The following is a 20,212-nucleotide window of genomic DNA, read 5'->3' as shown; positions in this document are numbered from 1 at the left end:
GGGCGGTGCCCGGGTCCCGAGGGAAATGAGGCACGGGCATGAGCGGCCGGGCGCGGCTCGCGGTGTGCGCGGCGGTGGCCACCCTGAGTGCCGCCGGCGCGCTGCTGCCGCTGGTGAATCCGATCACCTGGGTGTTCGAGGCGGCGGTCCTGCTGGCCCTCGTGAGCGGTGTGGGTGCGGCGGCCCGCCGGGTGCCCCTCGCCGGACCACTGACCATCGGCGTCCAGGCCCTGGCCGCCGTGCTGCTGATGACCCTGCTGTTCGCCAGGAACGAGGCGGTCCTCGGACTGCTGCCGGGACCGGACGCCCTCGCGGAATTCGGCCGGCTGCTGCAGGACGGCGTACGGGACGTCGGCCGGTACGCCATCCCCGCCCCCGTCACCCCCGGCATCCGGTTGCTGCTGGTCCTGGGCGTGCTGGTGATCGGCCTCGCGGTGGACGCGCTGGCGGTCACCTACCGCAGCGCCGCGCCCGCCGGGCTGCCGCTGCTCGCGCTGTATTCGGTGGCGGCGGGACTGTCCCAGAGCGGCGCGGGCTGGCCGCTGTTCCTGATCGCGGCAGCCGGCTATCTGCTGCTTCTGCTGGCCGAGGGCCGCGACCGGCTCTCCCAGTGGGGCCGGGTGTTCGGCGGGCCGGGCGGCGGAGCGGACCGGCCCCCGGGCGGCGGGCGGGGGTTCACGGCCGGCACCGGCGTGCCGGCGTCCGCCCCGGTCCGTACGGGCCGCAGGATCGGCGCGATGGCGCTCGGGCTCGCCGTGGTGGTGCCCGCCGTACTGCCCTCCCTCGGCAGCGGATTGCTGGGCACCTCCGGCAACGGCACGGGACCCGGCGGCGGTGGCACGATCTCCGCCGTGAATCCGCTGGTGTCACTGCAGGACAGCCTCAACCAGCCCGAGGACAAGGAAGTCCTCAACTACCGCACGACCGCCTCCGACACCCGCGATCTGTATCTGCGGATCGTCGCCCTCGACCAGTTCGACGGCACGACCTGGAAGCCGTCCGAGCGCACGGTCACGGATGTCCCCGAACAACTCCCGCGACCGCCCGGCCTCAGCTCCGCGGTCGACCTCAACCGGATCAACACCTCCATCTCGACCGCCGGGTGGTACGCCCAGAACTGGCTGCCGCTCCCCTACCCGGCGTCCAGGGTGGACATCTCCGGGCGCTGGCGCTTCGAGCCCCAGGGCCGCACGCTCGTCGGGGACCGCGGGCAGAACACCCACGGCCTGCAGTACCAGGTCGAGAGCCTGCAGGTGCGTCCCACCTCCGGGCAGCTGGCCGCCGCGCCGGCGCCGCCCGCCGGCCTGTTGCGCGAGTACACCAAGGTCCCTCACTCGCTGCCCCCCGTCGTGCGCAGCACCGCACGCCGGGTCACCCGCGGCGCACCGACCACCTACGCCAAGGCCGTCAAACTGCAGGACTGGTTCGCGCTCAACGGCGGTTTCAGCTACAACACCGACGTCCGGGCGGGCAGCGGTTCCGATGCCATCGCACGGTTCCTGCGGCAGAAGCAGGGCTTCTGCGTCCACTTCTCCTTCTCGATGGCGGCGATGGCCAGGACGCTGGGCATCCCGGCCCGCGTCGCGGTCGGATTCACCCCGGGCACCAGGCAGCCCGACGGCACGACCTCGGTCGGCCTCAAGGATGCACATGCCTGGCCCGAGCTGTACTTCCAGGGCATCGGCTGGACCCGCTTCGAACCGACCCCGAGCCGCGGCAGCATCCCCGACTACGCGTACCCCGCCACCCCGGGCACGGCCGACCCCGGAAGCCCGTCCCCGGGGCACTCCCGGCCCGCGGCCCCCTCGGAGGGCCCCTCCGCGGACCCGTCCTGCGGCCCCGGCACACAGCGGTCCGGCTCGGGATCCGGTTCGGAGTGCCTCACGCCGCCCGCTCGGAACGAAGGTGTCCGCCCGCCGCAGGACGGCTCGTCCCCCTGGGCGGCCGCCGCCATCGCACTGGCAGCCCTGCTTCTCCTGCTGCTGCCCGTGGCCCCGCTGCTGTGGCGTCTGCGGATGCGGGCCGGACGGCTGGCGGCCGCCGGCCCGGACGGGGACTGGGCGGCGGGCACCCTCGCCGCCTGGCAGGAGCTGCAGGACACCTCCTGGGACTTCGGCATCCTGCCGGACGAGTCGCTGACTCCGCGTAAGGCGGCCTCGCGGATCATCCGCCTCGGAGAACTGCAACCGGAGCCCGCCGCGGCCGCCCGGCGCGTTGCGGCGGCGGTGGAGCAGGTCCTGTACGCACCGCAACCGCAGCCGGTGTCCGGACTCGCCACGGAAGTGCAACAGGTACGGGCCGGGTTGCGGGATGCCGCGCCCCGTGGTGTGCGGCTGCGCGCCCAGCTCGCCCCGCGTTCGGCGGCCCGCCTCCGTTGGGCCTGGTCGGCGCGCTGGACGGCCTGGCAGCTCCGGTGCCGCAGCAGCCGGCCGGTGACCTCGGTACGGCGTGCGGCGACCGCCCTCCGGCCGGGCCGGCAGCGGGCCTAGCCACAAAGCCCAGGAGGCACCTCCCGAAGCGAAGGCCCGGGAGCTGCTTCCCGGAGCGCAGGAAGGCCGGGCTCAGTGTGAAAGCAATGAGCCCGGCCTTCGGCAAGTGGAGAAGTCCCGGCGGGAAAGGACGGCGCGCAGAACGGCGCACCGGGCAAAGAGAAACAGCGGGAAGAAAGGCTGGAAAAGCAGCAGGAGAAATGGGTTCGGAAAAGAAATACCGGAGTAACCGCTGAAGCCCCATTGCGCTCGCCGGAACGAGCTCAATGGGGCTTCGGACCCACTTCGGACCGTCCCGCGGGCTCGCTTCCTCGCCCGCCCCGGCGGCTCAGGAGCCGGCTGTTCCTCAGCGGCCCTGCCCGTTGCTCAGTGGCCCTGCTGTTGCTCAGTGGCCCTGCTGTTCGTCCCTGCGCCGCTGCCAGCGGTCCTCGATGCGGTTCATCATCGAGCGCCGCTGCCTGGCCTGCCGGCGCGCCGGTGCACCACCTCCGGAACCCGCGCCGGACCGCTGCTCACCCGGCTTGGGGGCCTTGCGCCAGCCCGTGACCGCCAGCACTGCGCAGCCGAGCATGACGAGGAATCCCACCACGCTGATCCAGATCTGCTGCGCGACCATGCCGGCCATGAGCAGGGCGATACCCACCAGGAAGCCCGCGACCGCTTGGTAGACCCGTCGCCGGGTGTACGTACGCAGCCCGCTTCCCTCAAGCGCTGTCGCGAACTTGGGATCTTCGGCGTACAGCGCTCGCTCCATTTGCTCGAGCATGCGCTGCTCGTGCTCCGAGAGCGGCACGGAGTCCTCCTACTCGTCGGTCGCGGGGGCGACCGGGGTGCGACCCTTTCAGGATAGGCAGGGAATCGTCCCCGTGAAACCCGCCCCTCGACGCCAATTCACTGTCCGGGCCGCCGCGGCGACCGGTGGTGATGCTGCCTGCATTCCCCACCCGCCTGTCCGCCATGCCGGAACGTCGTACCCCGATCATACGGGGCGAAGGGGCTGATCGGGTGGTCTGTGGCCGACTGCACGCGGTAGCCGGGTGTGCCGGGTGGGTCAGTCGCGCTCGGCGAGGACGTGCAACTGCGTGGCCACGGAGTGGAAGGCAGGCTGTTCGGCCGCGGCCGCTTCGAGCTTCAGCAGGGCGTCCATGGCGCCCGGCTCGGTGTCGACCAGCACCCCGGGGACGAGGTCGGCGAAGACCCGCACACCGTGCACCGCCCCGACCTGCAGCCCGGTGCCGGACACCAGGTCGGTGAGCTGGTCGGCGGTGAACCGGCGCGGCATCGGGTCGCCCTCGCCCCAGCGTCCGGACGGGTCGGTGAGGGCCTGGTGGGCCTCGGTGAAGTGGCCCGCGAGGGCGCGTGCGAGGACCGCGCCGCCCAGACCGGCCGCCAGCAGGCTGAGGGTGCCGGCCGGGCGCAGCGCGTCGACGGCGTTGCGGATCCCCTCGGCCGGGTCGTCGACGTACTCCAGCACGCCGTGGCAGAGCACGACGTCATGGCAGCCGCGCTCGACGACGTCGAACAGACCGTGGGCGTCCCCCTGCACCGCGCGCACCCGGTCGGCGACGCCCGCCTCCGCCGCGCGGCGCTCCAGGGCGAAGAGGGCGTTGGGGCTGGGGTCGACGACCGTGACGTGGTGACCGAGGCGGGCGACCGGCACGGCGAAGTTGCCGGTGCCGCCGCCGGTGTCGAGGACGTCCAGGGCGTCGCGCCCGGCGGCCTTGACCCGGCGCTCCAGGGCGTCCTTGAGGACGTCCCAGACCACGGCGGTACGAAGGGAGGCGCGGGGGCGCAGCGGGTCAGACACGGCGGGTGGCTCCTCGGCGGGGGCATGAACGTCTAGGCGTCCACCACCCTATTCCGTCCCACGCCGTCCAGCGTCCGCCGTCCGCGGAGCCGGGCGAGCGCCGGGGGCGGGGGGAGCCGGGGGACGCGGGACGGACGGCGGACGGCGCCGGGGGTCGGACTGCGGTCGGCGGACTACGGGGACGGGGCTTATGGGGCTATGGGGCGGCGGACCGCCGGGGCGGGTGGGCGGCCCTGGCGGTGAGTGGCCCTGGCGGGGCATACCCCCCGGCGGCGGGTGGCGTCGCCGGGCCGGCGACGCTTCTTCGCCTTTCCTCCTCCCCCTCCCCCGGGGGCCCCGCCCCCACCCCACCCCACCCCACCCCGCCCCACTCCCCCTCGCCGGCTCTTCGCCGTCCCCGGCCTGCCACGCCGGCTCGCCGTCGCCGACCCGCCGCCCTGGGCCGCCGCCGCGATTGCGCCGTTCCTATCCCGCCCGCTGTGGCGGCAGCGACGGCTGGAGGAGCAGCATCCGCTCCACCAGGCGCAGGAACATGGCGGCGTCGCGCAGCAGATCGTCGGCGTCCCGGCGGCAGGCCGCGCCGGCTATGCCGGCCTCGGCCTTCGCCCGGCGGGCGGCGCCGGCGGCGAAGAGGGCGCTCCACTCGGAGAGTTCGGGTGCGACCTCGGGAAGAACTTCCCAGGCACTGCGGATACGCTGCCTGCGACGCAGGGTGCTCTCCGGCCGGCCGCGGACGGCGAGGACGGCGGCGGCGGTGCGCAACGCGGCCAGATGGGCCGTGGCGAACTGCTCGTTGGGGGTTTCCAGGGTCTGTGCTTCGTCGAGGCCCTGCTGGGCCTGGGCGAGCAGGGTGAGGGCGGCGGGTGGCGCGGCCGCCCTTCGCAGGACGGGGTGGACATCGCTCGGGGGACCGTACGCAGCGGAGCTGCCCCCGCTGGGACGAGCTGCCATGACGAACCTCCTGTCGTCGCATGCCGGTTCGGGACCGAAGTCGATTCGGACCGCATGAAGCCATCGTGACGTACACCACTGACAATCGGCGCCGGCCTGCACTTTCGTGGGAAAGGGGACATGCGCCACGGCGGATCTCCGGGAAAGATCCCGGCCCGGATCTCCGGGACGGATCTTCGGGACGGATTCTCAACACCCCCTTGCGGAACCAGGGGTGGGATACCGCATACTTTTTGAACTGACCAGTCAGTTCAAGGAGGCGATCGTGGACAGCACCCCGCACGGGGCGGCGGTCACGGCCACGGGATTCGGGGTCAAGGGCCCTCGTGGATGGGCGTTCCAGGACATCGACATCACCGCCGGACCCGGCTCACTGGTCGCCGTACAGGGCCCTTCGGGCTCGGGCCGTACGTGTCTGCTGCTCGCGCTCACCGGCCGGATGAAGTCCGCCGACGGCACCGCCGAGGTCGGCGGACTGCCGCTGCCGAAGAAAAGGGCCGCTGTCCGGTCCGTCACCGCGCTCGCCCATGTGCCGGGGGTCGCCGAGCTCGATCCCGCCCTCACGGTGGGCGAGCATCTGCGGGAACGCGCCCTGCTGCAGGGCCGGTTCGGCAGTTCGCTGCGGGCGCTGCTGCGGCCGCGGCACGAGCGCCGGGCCGAAGCCCGCGCCCTGGTGGACAGCGCCCTCGCGGCGGCGGGACTCGACCCGGAGGCGCTGCCCAAGGGGACCCGTACGTCCGTCCGCGACCTGGAACGGCTGGAGGCGCTGCGGCTGTCCGTGGCGCTCGCGCTGATCGGCGCCCCCCGGCTGCTGGCCGTCGACGACACCGACCTGAAGCTGTCCGACGGCGAGCGGGCCGCGGCCTGGGCGTTGCTGCGCGGCCTGACCGCGGCCGGTACCACCGTGCTGGCGGTGTGCAGCGAGCCTCCGGAGGACGGCGAGGGCGTGGTGCTGGTCCACACGGGCACCCGCCCGGACCGGAACACCCCCAAGGGCGCGTCCGGCGATTCCCCCGCCACCTCGGACGCCTCGGACGCCTCAGACGCCACGGACGCCACGGACGCCACGGACGCCACGGACGCCACGGACGCCACGGACGAGCAGGACAGCACGGCCGGCAAGCACGACGGACCCGACGACGAGGAGGGGGCGGCCGATGCGCTCGCCGAAACTGGCCGCGCTTGAGCTGAAGCGGTTCGGGAGGGGGAAGCTGCCGCGCGCCGCGCTGGCCGCCCTTCTGCTGCTGCCGCTCCTGTACGGCGCGCTGTACCTGTGGTCCTTCTGGGACCCGTACGGACGGCTGGACAAGATTCCGGTGGCGCTGGTCAACGAGGACAAGGGTGCGGCCGTCGACGGGAAGCACCTCTCGGCCGGCGACAGCATCGTCGGCGGGCTGGCCGACAGCCACACCTTCGACTGGCGCCCCGTGGACGCCAAGGAGGCCGCCCGGGGCGTCGAGGACGGCTCGTACTACCTCTCGCTGACGATCCCGGAGGACTTCAGCCGCCGGATCGCCTCCAGTTCCGGGGACCACCCGGAGACCGGCGCCCTCAAGGTACGGACGAACGACGCGAACAACTACATCGTGGGGCAGATCTCCCGGACGGTGTTCTCCGAGGTGCGTTCCGCGGCCTCCACGAAGTCGGCGCGTACCTTCCTCGACAAGATCTTCGTCTCGTTCTCGACGCTGCACGGCAAGACCGAGCAGGCCGCGGACGGCGCCGACCGGCTCCACGACGGCATCGGGCAGGCCCGGCACGGCGCGGGCGAACTGGCCGACGGCCTGGGCACCGCGAAGGACGGCAGCGGCAAGCTGGTCACCGGCCTGGGCGACCTCGACGCGGGCGCGGGGCGGCTCTCCCGGGGCAGCTCCGACCTCGCCGAGGGAGCCGGAAGTGCCGCCCACGGCTCGCGCCAACTGGCCGACGGTTCCGGGCAGGTGGCACAGGGAACCCAGCAGCTGGCCGACACGGTCAACGGAGTCGTCGGCAAGGTGGGGCCCTTCATCCGGGCGCACGGCAAGGAGATCGGCGAGGCGGCGCAGCTCGTCGCCGACGGTTCGCAGGCGGTGCGTGACCACCTCGGCAAGCTCCCCGCCGCGGCGGCCGGCGGAGCGAAGCTCTCCCGGGGGCTCTCCGACCATCTGGCCTCCTACTACCGGCTGCGCTGTGAGGGCGCGGTGCGGCTCGACACGTCCTGCACGGAGCTGAAGCAGCTCACGGAGGAGGCGGCCACCGCGGCGGACCGGGCCGAGGAGGTCAGCGAGTACGTCCACGACCAGAAGAACCTCGACCAACTGGGCCGCGACCTGGACACGCTGCACTCCCTGGCGGGCGAGCTGGCGCGGCACGGGCCGACCCTGGGCGCCGACATGGACGCCGCCGTCAAGAAGATCAACGATCTCAACGACGGGGCGCACAAGGTGTCCGCGGGGGCGCGCAAGCTGGCCGCGGGCAACGCCCGGCTGGCCGACGGCGCGGACAAGCTCGACGACGGCGCGCACCGGCTGCACGACGGTACGGGCCGTGCCGCGGCCGGTATGGGCGACCTCGACTCCGGTGTGGGCAGGCTCAAGGACGGCGCCCACACACTGAACGGCGGCATGTTCAAGCTCTCCGACGGCTCACAGAAGCTGGCCGGCGGGCTGCACGACGGGGCGAAGCGGATCCCCGACTACGGCAGGAAGGACCGCGACGCACGCACCCAGGTCATGTCCGACCCCGTACAGCTGGCCTCGGGCGCCGTCCACAAGGCGCCGAACTACGGCACCGGGTTCGCCCCGTATTTCATTCCGCTGTCCCTGTGGGTCGGCGCGATGGTGGCGTACATGCTGATCCAGCCGCTGAACCGGCGGGCGCTGGCGATGGGCGCGCCCTCCTGGCGGGTGGCGGTGTCCGGATGGCTGCCGGTGTTCGGGGTGGGGGTGCTGCAGACCGCGGCGCTGATGGCCGTATTGCACTTCGCGATCGGCCTGGAGATGGTGCGGGCGGGCGGCACGATCGGCTTCCTCGTGCTGGTCACGGCCTGTTTCTCGGCGATCGTGCAGTGGCTGAACGCACAGTTCGGCCCGGCCGGCCGGATCCTGGTGCTGGCGCTGCTGATGCTCCAGCTGACCTCCGCGGGCGGCACCTATCCCGTACAGACCAGTCCGGGCTTCTTCGCCGCCATCCACCCGTATCTGCCGATGAGTTACGTCGTGGAGGGGCTGCGCCGGCTGATCACCGGCGGAGAGCTCGCGCCGGTGTGGCAGGGCAGCGTGGTGCTGGTGGCCTTCACCGCGGGGGCGCTCGTGCTGACGTCCCTGACGGCGCGCGGCCGCCAAGTGGTGCGGATGAAGGACCTGCACCCGGAGCTGAGCCTGTGAGCGCCGGCCCGCCGGCCGCAGCCGCCGTCCGGCGCCCGTCACCGCCCGGCCGGCGGTTCGCCCCGGGCCGCGCGCCCGGGGGTCGCCTCACCGCGCCGCGCACCGATCGCCGCGGACCGGCACAATCGCCCCCATGGACAGCTCCACTACACGCCGCGACGCCACCCGGCGCAAGCTCTTCGAGGCCGCGGTCACGCTCATCGCCGAACAGGGCTTCTCGTCCACCACGGTGGACGAGATCGCCGAGCGGGCGGGCGTCGCGAAGGGCACGGTCTACTACAACTTCGCGAGCAAGAACGTGCTCTTCGAAGAGCTGCTGGTACACGGCATCGACTTGCTGACGACCTCCCTGCAAGCGGCCGTGGAGGAGGTCACCGGCCGGGGCGGCAGCCGGATCGACGCGCTGGACGCGATGATCCGGGCCGGGCTGGACTTCATCTCCCGCTACCCGGCGCTCACCCAGCTCTACGTGGCCGAGCTGTGGCGCACCAACCGGGCCTGGCAGTCGACGCTGATGGGGGTGCGCGGGCGGGCCATCACCGTGGTGGAGGACGTGCTGCGCGAGGCGGTGGCGGACGGGGAGCTGAGCGAGGAGATCGACATCCCGCTGACCGCGTCGGCGCTGTTCGGGATGGTGCTGGTGGCCGCCCTGGACTGGCAGTCCTACCAGCCGGAACGGTCGATCGACGAGGTGCACGCGGCACTGTCGCGACTGCTCCAGGGGCGGGTCAGCGGCCGTCTCCCGTAGTCCGGGCGGGTCTCCCGGGGAGGCAGCGGGTGCGCGCCGTAGTGGTCGGGTACGACGCGCACCGCCTTTCCCCCGTGCCCGCACAAAAGAGTGCGCTGCCCTGGCGCGGATCGTTCCCCCCTCGATCCGACCAGGACAGCGCTTCCCCCGTACTCCCCCGTGCTTCCCCCGTGTTCCCCCGTCACGTCCGGGAGCCGCGCCGCTCCGCCGCCCCGTGTCGGCGGTGCGGCGCCGCTTCCCTTCCGTGGTCCCCACTCTTCCTTCCGGGCGGCTGCCGGCCCATCCGCGTACCTACTCATCTCGGTGTCTGAGTACGGATACTCAACCCTGAGCACCGGCCCCCAGCCGGAGCCCGTGGTCCCGGGCACGGCCCCACGCCGGAGTCTGTGTTTCCCGGCACCGGCCCCGGCCGGGGCCTACGCTTTCCCGCGTGTCCGTACTTCCCTTGGTGTTCACCAGTGGCTGGGCGAGCGGGATCAACGCCTACGCCGTCGTCCTGCTCTTCGGCCTGCTCGGCGCGACCGGCGTCACCGACGAGGTGCCCGCGGCGCTGCAGCGCCCCGATGTGCTGATCGTGGCCGGGGTGCTCTTCCTGTGCGAGGCCGTCGCCGACAAGATCCCGTACGTCGACTCGGTCTGGGACACGGTGCACACCGTGATCCGGCCGGTGGCCGGCGCCGTCGTGGCGGCACTGCTGGCCGGTCACAACGGCTCGCTGCCGGAGCTTGCGGCGGGTGCCGTGGGCGGTTCCACGGCGCTGCTGAGCCATCTGGTCAAGGCCGGCACCCGGATCGCGGTCAACACCTCGCCGGAGCCGGCCAGCAACATCGTGCTGAGCCTCGCCGAGGATCTGGGCGTCGCCGGGATCATCGCCTTCGCGGTGTTCCATCCGGTGGCCGCGGCGGTCATCGCGGCGGCGCTGCTGGCCGCGGGGATCGCCCTGGTGGTGTTCCTGTGGTCGCGGATCCGCCGGTACCTGCGGCGCCGCCGGCAGCGGCGCGAGGAGAAGCGGCTGGCCACGGCGGGCGAGGCGCTGCCCCCGGCGTTCTGACGGCCTGCCGTCCCGCGGCGGCACGGCCGCTGCCGGGCCGGGTCCCCGGCCGTGCGGGCGTTGTCAGTGGGTCCGGATAAAGTCGCAGGCATGGCACGGATTGCGGTGATCGGCGCCGGGATGGGCGCGATGGCAGCCGCTGCCCGGCTGGCCGTCGCAGGCCACCGGGTGGCGGTGTTCGAGCGCGGCGCGACCCATGGCGGCGCGCTGCAACGGCGGGAGCGGGACGGCTTCGCCTTCGATACGGGACCCGGCCTGCTGCATCTGCCGGCCGTCTACCGCGATCTGTTCCTCAAGACCGGCCGCGAGCCGCTGGAGAGCTGCGTCGAGCTGTCCCAGGTCGACCCCGCGAGCCGGCATGTCTTCGCCGACGGAACGGCCGTCTCGCTGCCGAACGCCTCCCGGGCCGGGGTGCTGGCGGCGCTGGACGAGGCGCTGGGCGCGGGCCGCGGTGAACGCTGGAGCGACCTGATGGGCCGGGCCCGCGAGGCCTGGGACGCCACCCGCCGCCCGCTCCTGGAGGAGCCGCTGTGGCAGGACTGGCGGGTGCTGGGGCGCGATCCGTATCCGGCGGTGCGCAGGCGCGGGCTGTTCGGCCGGGGCAAGGGCCCCACCACCGCCACCCTCGCCGAGGTGGCGCGCCGTGAGCTGGCCGACCCCCGGCTGACCGCGCTGCTGGAGAGCCATGCGCTGGCGTACGGCTTCGATCCGCGCAGCGCCCCGGCGAGCGCCGTCGTGCTGCCGTACATGGAGCAGACCTTCGGCAGTTGGTATCCGCGCGGCGGTATGCGAGCGCTGGCCGAGGCGCTGTACGAGCGGTGCCTGGCGCGCAGGGTGGAGTTCGGCTTCGGCACGGCGGTCACCGCGATCGTGGAGAAGGACGGCCGGGCGTCGGGCGTGGAGCTGGCCGACGGCCGGGTGGAGGAGGCCGAGTTCGTGGTCGCGGGCGTCGATCCGGTGCGCCTGGTGGAGCTCTGCGGGGGCAGGGAGCCCTGGGGTGCCGACGAGGTGCGTCCCGCCCTGGGCCCGGATGAGCGGGCCACCGGTCGGCTCACGGTCTGTCTGGCACTGCGCGGTGCGCGCCCCGCGGATGCCGTGCACCGCACGGTGGTCCATGCCCCGGACCGCGAGGCCGAGTTGGCGGGCGTGTTCGGCGACGGCTCCGGGCCGCGGACCCCGTGTGCCCGGCCCACGGTGACGGTGCTGCGCCCGGACGATCCCGCTACCCGGCCGGACGACGCCCATGAGGCGGTGACCCTGACCGCGACGGTGGCCGCGCCCCACCTGGTCGGCCGGCCGGGCCGGGAGGCCGGGGAGGCCTGCGCGGAGCTCATGACCGAGAGCGCCGAGGCCGCGGTTCCCGGGCTGCGGGAGCGGGTGCTGTGGCGGGAGGTGCTGCCACCGGCGCCGGACGGACTGGTGCCGGGGCCGGCGCTGGCCGGCCGGGAAGGCCGCTTTCTGCGGCCCGGCAACCGCACCCGGATACCGGGGCTCTACACGGTCGGCGGCTGGTCGCACCCCGGCGGCGGACCGGCCCATGCCGGGATGTCCGGTGCGATCGTCGCGGGCCTGATCGTGAACGGCGACGACTGGCACGGCTCCACCTGAGTGGCGGGAGGGGCTGCCCCGGCGGGGGCTGCCCGGGCGGGCCGGGGCCGTCGCGGCGCGCGGCGGCGCCGCCGGCCGGGCGTCCGTCCGCTCAGTAGCGGTACTGCTGCCCGTCGTACCCCGGCTGCTGGTAGGGCGGGTAAGGCTGCTGCTCGGGCGGGAGTTCGCCGTCGCGCTGCTGGGGGACCCAGACGCCACCGGGCGGGGTCTCGCCGTAGCCCTGGCCGAGCGGCTGTCCCTGGGCGTCGTACTGCTGCGCCGCGTAGGGAGCCGAGGCGTAGGGGTCCGCCTGCTGGTAGGGGTCGTAGGACGCGGCGTACTGCTGGCCGCCGAGGTACGGGTCGGTGTACGCCGCCTGCTGGCCCTGGCCGTCGCCGTAGGCCGCATAGGGGTCGGCGTAGGGGTCCTGGCCGGCTCCGGTCTGATCGTAACCGCCGCCGTACGCATAGCCGTTGCCGTTGCCGTTGCCGTTGCCGGCGGCAGCGTCGTAGACGTCGTAGCCGCCGTAACCCTGGTAACCGGGCTGCCGGCCACGGGCGTCGGGGCTGTAGATGCCGTACTGGCCGGTCTCGTCGGGCATCGGCTGGGGAGCGTAGACGGCGGTGGTGTCGGCCCGCGCGAAGTCGTCCGGGGCGGCGAACGCCTGGGTGGCGTAAGCGCCTTGGTCCTGCTGCTGCCCCTGGTAGGGGTCCTGGTACGGATCCTGGCCGCGGTAGTCGTCGCCGGGGGGCCCGCCGTAGAAGCCCTGCCCGACCACGGTCTCCTGCGCGGCGAAAGCCTCCTGCCCCGCAACGAAGGTGTCCTGCGCGGCGAAGCCGTCCTGCCCCGCGGGGGTACCGGGTCCGCCGTAGGAGCCCTGCCCGGCAAAGGTGTCCTGCCCGGCGTAGGGGTCCACCCGCTGGAAGCCGCCGGTGCTCTCGAAGGTGTCCGGGCCCCCGTCACCGGCCCGTGCGGGGGCCTCGGTGGGCGCCACCGCCTCCAGGCCGGAGACCTCCAGGGTCGGTTCGGCGGGGGGCGGTCCGGACGGGCGGGCCCGGCGGCGCCGGCCGCTCTCGCCGGACGTCCCGGTGCCGGACTCCCCGGGCTTGCTGCGCAGGGCCCAGCCGGCGGTGAAACCGCGACGGAAGGAGAGCGTCACATTCGTCTGCCCGATGGCGAAGGCGACAAGTCCCAGCCCGATCACGACTATTGACGGGATGATGACACCCACGACCACACCGAGAAAACCGGCGAGGGCCAGCAGCCGCCAGCGCAGCCGCGCCTTGTTCTGGAGCAGGACCTCGCCCAACAGCCACAGTGCCACCAGGCCGAACGCGATGTAGAGGACCGCCCAGCCCATATACGCCCCTCTTCCGCCGCTCGCCGGCCACCGTGATCAGGACTGCTGGTGCAGTCCCAGATTCTCGTAGATTTCCAGGGTCGCCGTGGAGTGGTTCAGGGTAATGAAGTGCAACCCGGGAACATCCTCGGCCATCAAGCGTGCGCACAGGTCCGTTGCGTACTCGATACCAATGGAGCGTACCGCCGCCGGGTCGTCCTTGACGGCGAGGATCCGCTCGGCCAGCTCGGGCGGGAAGGCCGCATTGCTGAGCTGAGCGAACCGCTCGATCTGGCGCACGTTCGTGACCGGCATGATCTCCGGAATGATCGGCGTCGAGCAACCCGCCGCCGCAACGCGGTCCCGCAGCCGGAAGTAGTCCTCGGGGTAGAAGAACATCTGGGTGATGGCGAAGTCCGCACCGGCCCGGCACTTGGCGACGAAGTGTGCCACGTCACTGTCCCAGTCCGTCGAGCGCGGATGCATCTCGGGGAAGGCCGCGACGCCGACGCAGAAGTCGCCGGACTCCTTGATCAGCCGGACCAGGTCGGCGGCGTAGCCGATGCCGTCGGGGTGCTTGACCCACTCGCCCATCGGGTCGCCCGGCGGGTCGCCGCGCAGCGCCAGCATGTTGCGGATCCCGGCGTCGGCGTACTGGCCGATGATGTTGCGCAGGTCGGCCGTGGAGTGGTTGACCGCGGTGAGGTGGGCCACCGGGGTCAGGGTGGTGTCGGTGGCGATGCGCTCGGTGGCGCGCACCGTGCCGTCACGGGAGGTGCCGCCGGCGCCGTACGTCACGGAGACGAACGTCGGCGAGACGGCCTCGATGCGGCGAATGGCGTTCCACAGGGTCCGTTCGCCCTTCTCCGTCTTGGGGGCGGCGAACTCGAACGAATACGACTGCTTGCCGGAAGCGAGCAGGTCGCGCACCGTGCGTGCGCGATCAGTCCTGGTGGAAGCTGTACCTAGGGCCATACCGGCAGGTTAACCACCGGGCGGGCCCACACCAACCGCGTCGGGCGTAATGCCTGGTTGGCCGGGTTGATGTCCACTGGGTGGACATTTTCCGGTCGCCGGGACGTCAGCGGACCGCCCGGCTCCCGACACCGGGCACGGTGACGCAGGTCACCCGGCCATCCGATCCCCCGTCACCTCGGTCAGCCGGCCGCGCGGGCCGGACGCGCCGATGCGGAGGCCTCCGGGGCGTCCGGGGCGTCCCAGGCCCGGACGCGCCGGGCCAGTGCGGCGGCCGCCGCTCCCGGATCGTCCGCCTCCGTGAGGGCGCGGACCACCACGATCCGGCGGGCGCCGGCCTGCAGCACCTCGTCCAGATTCCCGGCATCGATCCCGCCGATCGCGAACCAGGGGCGCTCGGGGGCGCGGGCCGCGGCGTAACGGACCAGGTCGAGGCCGGGGGCGTGGCGGCCGGGCTTGGTGGGGGTCGGCCAGCAGGGGCCCGTGCAGAAGTAGTCCACTCCGGGTTCGGTGAGCGCGGCGTCCACCTCGGCCTCGGCGTGCGTGGAGCGGCCTATGAGGACGTCCTGGCCCAGCAGGGCGCGGGCGGCCGGGACCGGCAGATCGCCCTGTCCGAGATGCAGGACATCGCTGCCCGCCGCATGGGCGACATCGGCGCGGTCGTTGACCGCGAGCAGCTTGCCGTGCCGCCGGCAGGCGTCCGCGAAGACCTCCAGATGCCGCAGCTCCTCGCCGGCCTCCATGCCCTTGTCCCGCAGCTGGACGATGTCCACACCCGAGGAGAGCACCGCGTCCAGGAACTGCGGGAGATCGCCCTGCCGCCGCCGGGCGTCCGTGCAGAGGTAGAGCCGGGCATCGGACAGGGCCGGGCGTGCGGTGGTCATCGGGCGGCTTCTCCCAGGTCGGGGGCGTACGGGCCGGACCTTCCGGTCCGTACGCCCCGCGGATGCGGTTACGGGTGCTGGTGCGGCCGCCGGCGCGGTGCGGGCCGCGTCACGGCGTCAGACGGCGAGCGCCTGGGCCCGGCGCTTCACCTCCGTACCGCGATTCTCGCGCAGCGCCTGGGCGGGCGTGCCGGGCAGGGTCTCATCGGGAGTGAACAGCCACTCCAGCATCTCCTCGTCGGTGAAACCGTCGTCCTTGAGGAGGGTGAGGGTGCCGACGAGGCCCTTGACCACCTTGTCGTCCTGGATGAAATCGGCGGGCACGTGCAGCGCCCGGTTCTCGCCGCGGCGCACCGCGATCAGCTGGCCCTCCTTGACCAGCTGCCGGACCCGCGTCACCTCGACGCCGAGCTGTTCGGCGATGTCGGGGAGGGTGAGCCAGGCGGGGACGAGTCCATCGATGTTTGCGTCAATCTCGGTCACGGGACAAGCCTGCCACCTCCCACTGACAGCCGGTAGCCGGGCATCGCCATCGGAGGCCCGCTGCACACCAGCGGGTGACGGCCGGCGCCCGGCCGGCCACCGCCGGTCACCGCGCTCCCGGCACCGGAGCCCGGCTACAGCGCCGCGGCCTTGAGCGGCACCGACGCGTTCGCGGCCCGCTCCCGGTCCAGGGCGACGCCCCGCTCGATCAGCTTGCGCCCCTGGGCGAGGTCCCGGGGCCGCCCCACGGCCAGCAGCGCGACGAGCCGTCCCTCCCGCAGCCAGATCACCGACCAGGCCGCCCCGGCCGGGTCGCCGCGCCAGACCAGCTCGTCGGCGTCCCCGTGGTGGCCCACGTACTGCACGAACCGGCCGAACTGCTCCGACCAGAAGTACGGGACGGGGTCGTAGGCCACCCCTTCCGCCTCGCCGCGGGCGATGTTCTCGGCGACCGTGCGCGGGCCCTGGAGGGCGTTGTCCCAGTGGTGGATCAGCAGGCGGGCGCCGTAGCGGGCCGAGGGGAAGGAGGCGCAGTCGCCGACCGCGTAGACATCGGGCACGGAGGTGCGCAGCTGCTCGTCGGCCAGCACGGAGCCGTCCCGGGGCGAGAGCTCGACGCCCGAGCCGGCCAGCCAGCCGGTCGCGGGGCGGGCGCCGATCCCGATGACCACCGCGTCCGCGGGCAGCACCGTGCCGTCGTCGAGGGTGACCGCGCCCGCCGTGACGGAGGCGACCCGGGCGCCGGTGCGCAGCTCGGCTCCCGCGTCCGCGTACCAGCCGGCCATATGGGCGGCGACCTCGGCGGGCAGCGCACCGGCCAGCGGACGGTCGGCGGCCTCGACGACGGTGACCGCGCAGCCCGCCTCACGCGCCGCGGTGGCGAACTCGGCGCCGATCCAGCCGGCCCCGACGACCACGATCTCGTGCTGGGCGGCGAGCACCGGCCGCAGCCGCTCGGCGTCGTCCAGGGTGCGCAGCAGATGAACGCCGGGAAGTCCCGCGCTGCCGGGCAGCACGACCGGCTCGGCGCCGGTCGCCAGGACCGCGTAGTCGTAGGGGACCGGTCCCTCGGCCGTCTCGACCACACGGGCGTGGGGCACCAGGCCGGTGACCGGGCGGCTGAGGTGGAGGGTGACGCCGAGCGCGTCGAAGTCGACGTCGAAGGCGGAGCCCTCGGCCTTGCCCAGCAGTACCGCCTTGGACAGCGGCGGACGGTCGTAGGGCTGGTGGGGCTCGTCGCCGAGGAGCGTGATCGCGCCGGGCCAGCCCTGTTCGCGCAGGGCGACCGCGGTCTGCACACCCGCGATTCCGGCACCGGCGATCACGACGTGCGGCGTGCGGTCAGGGGCCTGGGAGGACTTGCTCTGCTCGCTCACCCGATCACTCTAGGACGGGGTGTGAGGCGGCTCGCAGCAGCGCGCAAGGAGATCTCTGACACAGCGTCACCGTGCGGGCGGCCCGGGTAGCGGGCCCCGGGAGGCCGGGGGCGCTGCCTTACGGTGCCCCGCGGCCCCGTATTAGGGTGACGGATACACGCACTCGCGGGAGCCCGGACGCACCGGGCTGAGAGGGAGGCTGGCCGGCCTCCGACCGTACGAACCTGATCCGGGTCATGCCGGCGAAGGGAGGGGCTGGACGCCCATGCACGCAACTGCCACCCGCTCACGACCCACCCCGCAGAGCCCTGATGTGCTGGTCATCGGCGGCGGCATCATCGGCCTGGTCACCGCCTGGCGGGCGGCAGGACGCGGGCTGAGCGCCGCGGTGGCCGACCCCGCGCCCGGGGGCGGCGCCGCCCGGGTCGCGGCCGGGATGCTGGCCGCGGTCACCGAGCTCCACTACGGCGAGCAGACCCTGCTGGGGCTCAATCTCGCCTCCGCCCGGCGCTACCCCCGCTTCGTCGAAGAGCTGGAGGAGGCCGCGGGACTGCCCGTCGGCTACCGGCGGTGCGGCACCCTGGCCGTCGCGCTGGACGCCGACGACCGCGCCCACCTGCGCGACCTGCACGCCCTGCAGACCCGCTCGGGGCTGGAGTCGCAGTGGCTCACGGGGCGCGAGTGCCGGCGGCTGGAGCCGATGCTGGCCCCCGGGGTGCGCGGCGGCCTGCGGGTGGACGGCGACCACCAGGTCGATCCGCGCCGGCTGGCGAGCGCACTGGCGACCGCCTGTGAGCGCTCCGGGGTGGCCTTCCACCGGAGCCGGGCCGTACGGCTGACGGTCGACGGCGGCCGGGCCGCCGGCGCCGAACTCGCCGACGGCACCCGGATCGCGGCCGGCCAGGTCGTGCTGGCCGCGGGCAGCTGGAGCGGCCGGCTCGACGGCGTGCCCGACGAGGTGCTGCCGCAGGTGCGCCCCGTCAAGGGCCAGGTGCTGCGGCTGCGGCTGCCGCAGATGCCCGCCGGCAGTCCCGCCTTCCTCTCCCGCACCGTACGGGCGGTCGTCCGCGGCGGCCCGCTCTACCTGGTCCCGCGCGAGAGCGGCGAACTGGTCGTCGGCGCCACCAGCGAGGAACTGGGCTGGGACACCACCGTGACCGCCGGCGGGGTCTACGAGCTGCTGCGCGACGCCCACGAGCTGGTCCCCGGCATCACCGAGCTCCCGCTCGTCGAGACCTGCGCCGGCCTGCGCCCCGGCTCCCCCGACAACGCCCCGATGCTCGGGCCGACCGCACTGCCAGGACTCCACCTCGCCACCGGCCACTTCCGCAACGGAGTGCTGCTCACCCCCGTCACCGGTGACGCGATGGCCGAGGTACTGGCCACCGGCCTCCTCCCCGAGGAGGCCCGCCCCTTCTCCCCCGCGCGCTTCTCCCCCACGCCCGAACGGCCCGGAGGGGCCCCCGGCGCCACGCCGGGACCCGAGCGCACCCGTGCCCCACAGGAGCAGCCCGTATGAACACCGCCCCACCCGCCCCCACCGTCTCGGTGTCCGTCAACGGGGAGCCCCGCGAGATCCCCGCCGGCCTGCCCCTCGACCGGCTCGTCGCGACGCTGTCCCAGGCGCCCGCCGGGGTGGCCGCGGCGGTCAATGAGACCGTGGTGCCCCGTACTCAGTGGCCCGCCACTTTGCTCGCCGACGGCGACCGCGTCGAGGTGCTGACCGCGGTCCAGGGAGGCTGATCCGCAGACATGACCGACACCGCAGCGCTCCGGGGAACGTCCCCCGCATCCGACGGCTGCCTCGCCACAGGCAGCGACCCCGCCCCCCTCACCCTCGCCGGCACCACCTTCGCGTCCCGCCTGATCATGGGCACCGGTGGCGCACCCAGCCTCGACGTCCTGGAGCGGGCACTGCTCGCCTCCGGTACGGAGCTGACCACGGTCGCCATGCGGCGGCTGGATCCCACCGTGCAGGGTTCGGTGCTGTCCGTACTGGAGCGGCACAAGATCAAGGTGCTGCCGAACACCGCGGGCTGCTTCACCGCGGGCGAAGCCGTGCTCACCGCCCGGCTCGCCCGGGAAGCGCTCGGCACCAACTGGGTCAAGCTGGAGGTGGTCGCCGACGAGCGCACCCTGCTGCCCGACCCGATCGAGCTGCTGGACGCCGCCGAGACCCTGGTGGACGACGGTTTCACCGTGCTGCCCTACACCAACGACGACCCGGTGCTGGCCCGCAAGCTGGAGGACGTGGGCTGCGCCGCGATCATGCCGCTGGGCTCGCCGATCGGCTCCGGCCTGGGCATCCGCAACCCCCACAACTTCCAGCTGATCACCGAGCGGGCCGGCGTCCCCGTCATCCTCGACGCGGGCGCGGGCACGGCATCGGACGTCTCCCTGGCCATGGAGCTGGGCTGCGCAGCGGTGATGCTGGCGTCCGCGGTGACCCGCGCCCAGGAACCCGAACTGATGGCCTCCGCGATGCGGTACGCGGTCACGGCGGGCCGCTTGGCGTTTTGCGCGGGGCGCATTCCGCGGCGCCACTTCGCGATGGCGTCGTCGCCGACGCAGGGGATGCCGGAGTTCGACCCTGAGCGGCCGGCGTTCTAAGGGGCTTCCCACGTTTTCGGCTGGCCCGCCGTTCCGCTGCGCTTTGCCTCGGGCCGTTTTCGGCTGTCCCACCATGGGGGTTTCTCGCCGTTGCGCCTGGCGGCGGGCGGGTCCGCTGCGCGGGGCGATGTCCGCTGCGCGGGGCTGTGGGTGCGGCGACGGACCTCCGGGGCCGGTGTGTGGGACTGCTTCGCTTTACGTCCCACACACCGGCCCCTCCGGCCCGTCCCCTCCCGTGGGGGAGAAAGTAAACGTGGGTGGGGGCGGGCCACGGTCATAGTCGTGCGGGCCGCTGGCCGTTCCCGGCCGCCCGTGGGCGATTTTGCATCGCTCACGAGACGCACCGGACCACCCAGGATCACCCCCACCGGCCTTTTTCCCACCCCCCCACCCGCGGAGGACCGTCACCGCACCCGACAGCCCCGCGCAGCGGACCCCGCCCCGCACAGCGGCAACGCCCGCCGCAGGCGCAGGCGCCACGGCGAGCGCACCGCGCAGCGGGCGGCAAACGGCGAGAAGCCCCACGGCGGGACGGCCGAAAACGTGG

17 protein-coding genes and 1 riboswitch are annotated in these 20,212 nt (G+C 73.6%); of the genes, 9 read left to right on the top strand and 8 right to left on the bottom strand.

All coding sequences use genetic code 11. The annotated features are described in order from the left end of the window. Positions 1-38: 38 nt before the first annotated feature. Positions 39-2,489, top strand: coding sequence for a transglutaminaseTgpA domain-containing protein (locus D9V36_RS32160; RefSeq protein ID WP_129296856.1), 2,451 nt, complete (start codon positions 39-41; stop codon positions 2,487-2,489). Positions 2,490-2,874: 385 nt separating this feature from the next. On the opposite strand, the gene D9V36_RS32155 is transcribed toward D9V36_RS32160, so the two are convergent. The 3 genes from D9V36_RS32155 to D9V36_RS32145 form a co-directional block, all read right to left on the bottom strand. Then, entirely contained in the window at positions 2,875-3,282 is a 408-nt protein-coding gene (locus tag D9V36_RS32155; RefSeq protein WP_088797250.1) for a DUF3040 domain-containing protein, read from the bottom strand. A gap of 258 nt (positions 3,283-3,540) precedes the next feature. Then, complete coding sequence (locus tag D9V36_RS32150; RefSeq protein WP_129296855.1) at positions 3,541-4,296, bottom strand: methyltransferase; 756 nt, start codon at positions 4,294-4,296, stop codon at positions 3,541-3,543. 465 nt (positions 4,297-4,761) lie between these two features. Further along, on the bottom strand, positions 4,762-5,247 hold the full coding sequence (locus tag D9V36_RS32145; protein ID WP_129296854.1) for an SAV_6107 family HEPN domain-containing protein: 486 nt from the start codon (positions 5,245-5,247) through the stop codon (positions 4,762-4,764). Between the two features lie 265 nt (positions 5,248-5,512). Between D9V36_RS32145 and D9V36_RS32140 the strand changes: the two genes are divergently transcribed. From D9V36_RS32140 to D9V36_RS32120, 5 genes are all read left to right on the top strand, one after another. Further along, positions 5,513-6,433 (top strand): ATP-binding cassette domain-containing protein, encoded by a 921-nt coding sequence (locus D9V36_RS32140; protein WP_129296853.1) that lies wholly within the window; start codon positions 5,513-5,515, stop codon positions 6,431-6,433. Continuing rightward, complete coding sequence (locus D9V36_RS32135; RefSeq protein WP_129296852.1) at positions 6,405-8,612, top strand: YhgE/Pip family protein; 2,208 nt, start codon at positions 6,405-6,407, stop codon at positions 8,610-8,612. The genes D9V36_RS32140 and D9V36_RS32135 overlap by 29 nt, the downstream gene beginning before the upstream one ends. Positions 8,613-8,745: 133 nt before the next feature. Beyond that, positions 8,746-9,360: a TetR/AcrR family transcriptional regulator gene (locus D9V36_RS32130; protein ID WP_129296851.1), complete on the top strand. Its 615-nt coding sequence runs from the start codon at positions 8,746-8,748 to the stop codon at positions 9,358-9,360. A gap of 430 nt (positions 9,361-9,790) precedes the next feature. Continuing rightward, positions 9,791-10,411, top strand: a complete 621-nt coding sequence (locus tag D9V36_RS32125; protein ID WP_129296850.1) for a DUF4126 domain-containing protein — start codon at positions 9,791-9,793, stop codon at positions 10,409-10,411. A 90-nt stretch (positions 10,412-10,501) separates the two neighbouring features. Continuing rightward, positions 10,502-12,019, top strand: coding sequence for a phytoene desaturase family protein (locus tag D9V36_RS32120; protein ID WP_129296849.1), 1,518 nt, complete (start codon positions 10,502-10,504; stop codon positions 12,017-12,019). A gap of 91 nt (positions 12,020-12,110) precedes the next feature. Here D9V36_RS32120 and D9V36_RS32115 read toward each other — a convergent pair whose 3' ends face one another. The 5 genes from D9V36_RS32115 to D9V36_RS32095 form a co-directional block, all read right to left on the bottom strand. Further along, positions 12,111-13,358 (bottom strand): hypothetical protein, encoded by a 1,248-nt coding sequence (locus D9V36_RS32115; protein WP_129296848.1) that lies wholly within the window; start codon positions 13,356-13,358, stop codon positions 12,111-12,113. A gap of 36 nt (positions 13,359-13,394) precedes the next feature. After that, a complete protein-coding gene (gene metF / locus D9V36_RS32110) occupies positions 13,395-14,312 on the bottom strand; it encodes a methylenetetrahydrofolate reductase [NAD(P)H] (RefSeq protein ID WP_129296847.1) in 918 nt (305 codons plus the stop codon). Between the two features lie 182 nt (positions 14,313-14,494). After that, positions 14,495-15,196: a thiamine phosphate synthase gene (gene thiE, locus D9V36_RS32105; protein WP_129296846.1), complete on the bottom strand. Its 702-nt coding sequence runs from the start codon at positions 15,194-15,196 to the stop codon at positions 14,495-14,497. A gap of 117 nt (positions 15,197-15,313) precedes the next feature. After that, a complete protein-coding gene (locus D9V36_RS32100) occupies positions 15,314-15,679 on the bottom strand; it encodes an Rv2175c family DNA-binding protein (protein ID WP_129296845.1) in 366 nt (121 codons plus the stop codon). 134 nt (positions 15,680-15,813) lie between these two features. Beyond that, on the bottom strand, positions 15,814-17,055 hold the full coding sequence (locus tag D9V36_RS32095) for an NAD(P)/FAD-dependent oxidoreductase (protein ID WP_129296844.1): 1,242 nt from the start codon (positions 17,053-17,055) through the stop codon (positions 15,814-15,816). 155 nt (positions 17,056-17,210) lie between these two features. Next, positions 17,211-17,323: riboswitch (TPP riboswitch) on the top strand. On the opposite strand from D9V36_RS32095, the gene thiO reads away from it, so the two are divergent. From thiO to D9V36_RS32080, 3 genes are all read left to right on the top strand, one after another. After that, the gene (gene thiO / locus D9V36_RS32090) at positions 17,321-18,574 is read left to right on the top strand and encodes a glycine oxidase ThiO (RefSeq protein ID WP_206739758.1); all 1,254 of its coding nucleotides are present in this window, start codon (positions 17,321-17,323) and stop codon (positions 18,572-18,574) included. It overlaps the preceding riboswitch by 3 nt. After that, the gene (thiS, locus tag D9V36_RS32085; protein ID WP_129296843.1) at positions 18,571-18,798 is read left to right on the top strand and encodes a sulfur carrier protein ThiS; all 228 of its coding nucleotides are present in this window, start codon (positions 18,571-18,573) and stop codon (positions 18,796-18,798) included. Before thiO ends, thiS begins: the two co-directional genes overlap by 4 nt. A 9-nt stretch (positions 18,799-18,807) precedes the next feature. After that, complete coding sequence (locus D9V36_RS32080) at positions 18,808-19,665, top strand: thiazole synthase (RefSeq protein ID WP_129296842.1); 858 nt, start codon at positions 18,808-18,810, stop codon at positions 19,663-19,665. Positions 19,666-20,212 lie beyond the last annotated feature (547 nt).

Origin of the sequence: Streptomyces lydicus, assembly GCF_004125265.1 — a bacterium.
GTDB classification, from domain to species: domain Bacteria; phylum Actinomycetota; class Actinomycetes; order Streptomycetales; family Streptomycetaceae; genus Streptomyces; species Streptomyces lydicus_C.
Note: the sequence above shows the minus strand (reverse complement) of the source record. Positions and strands in the feature narration are given on the sequence as shown.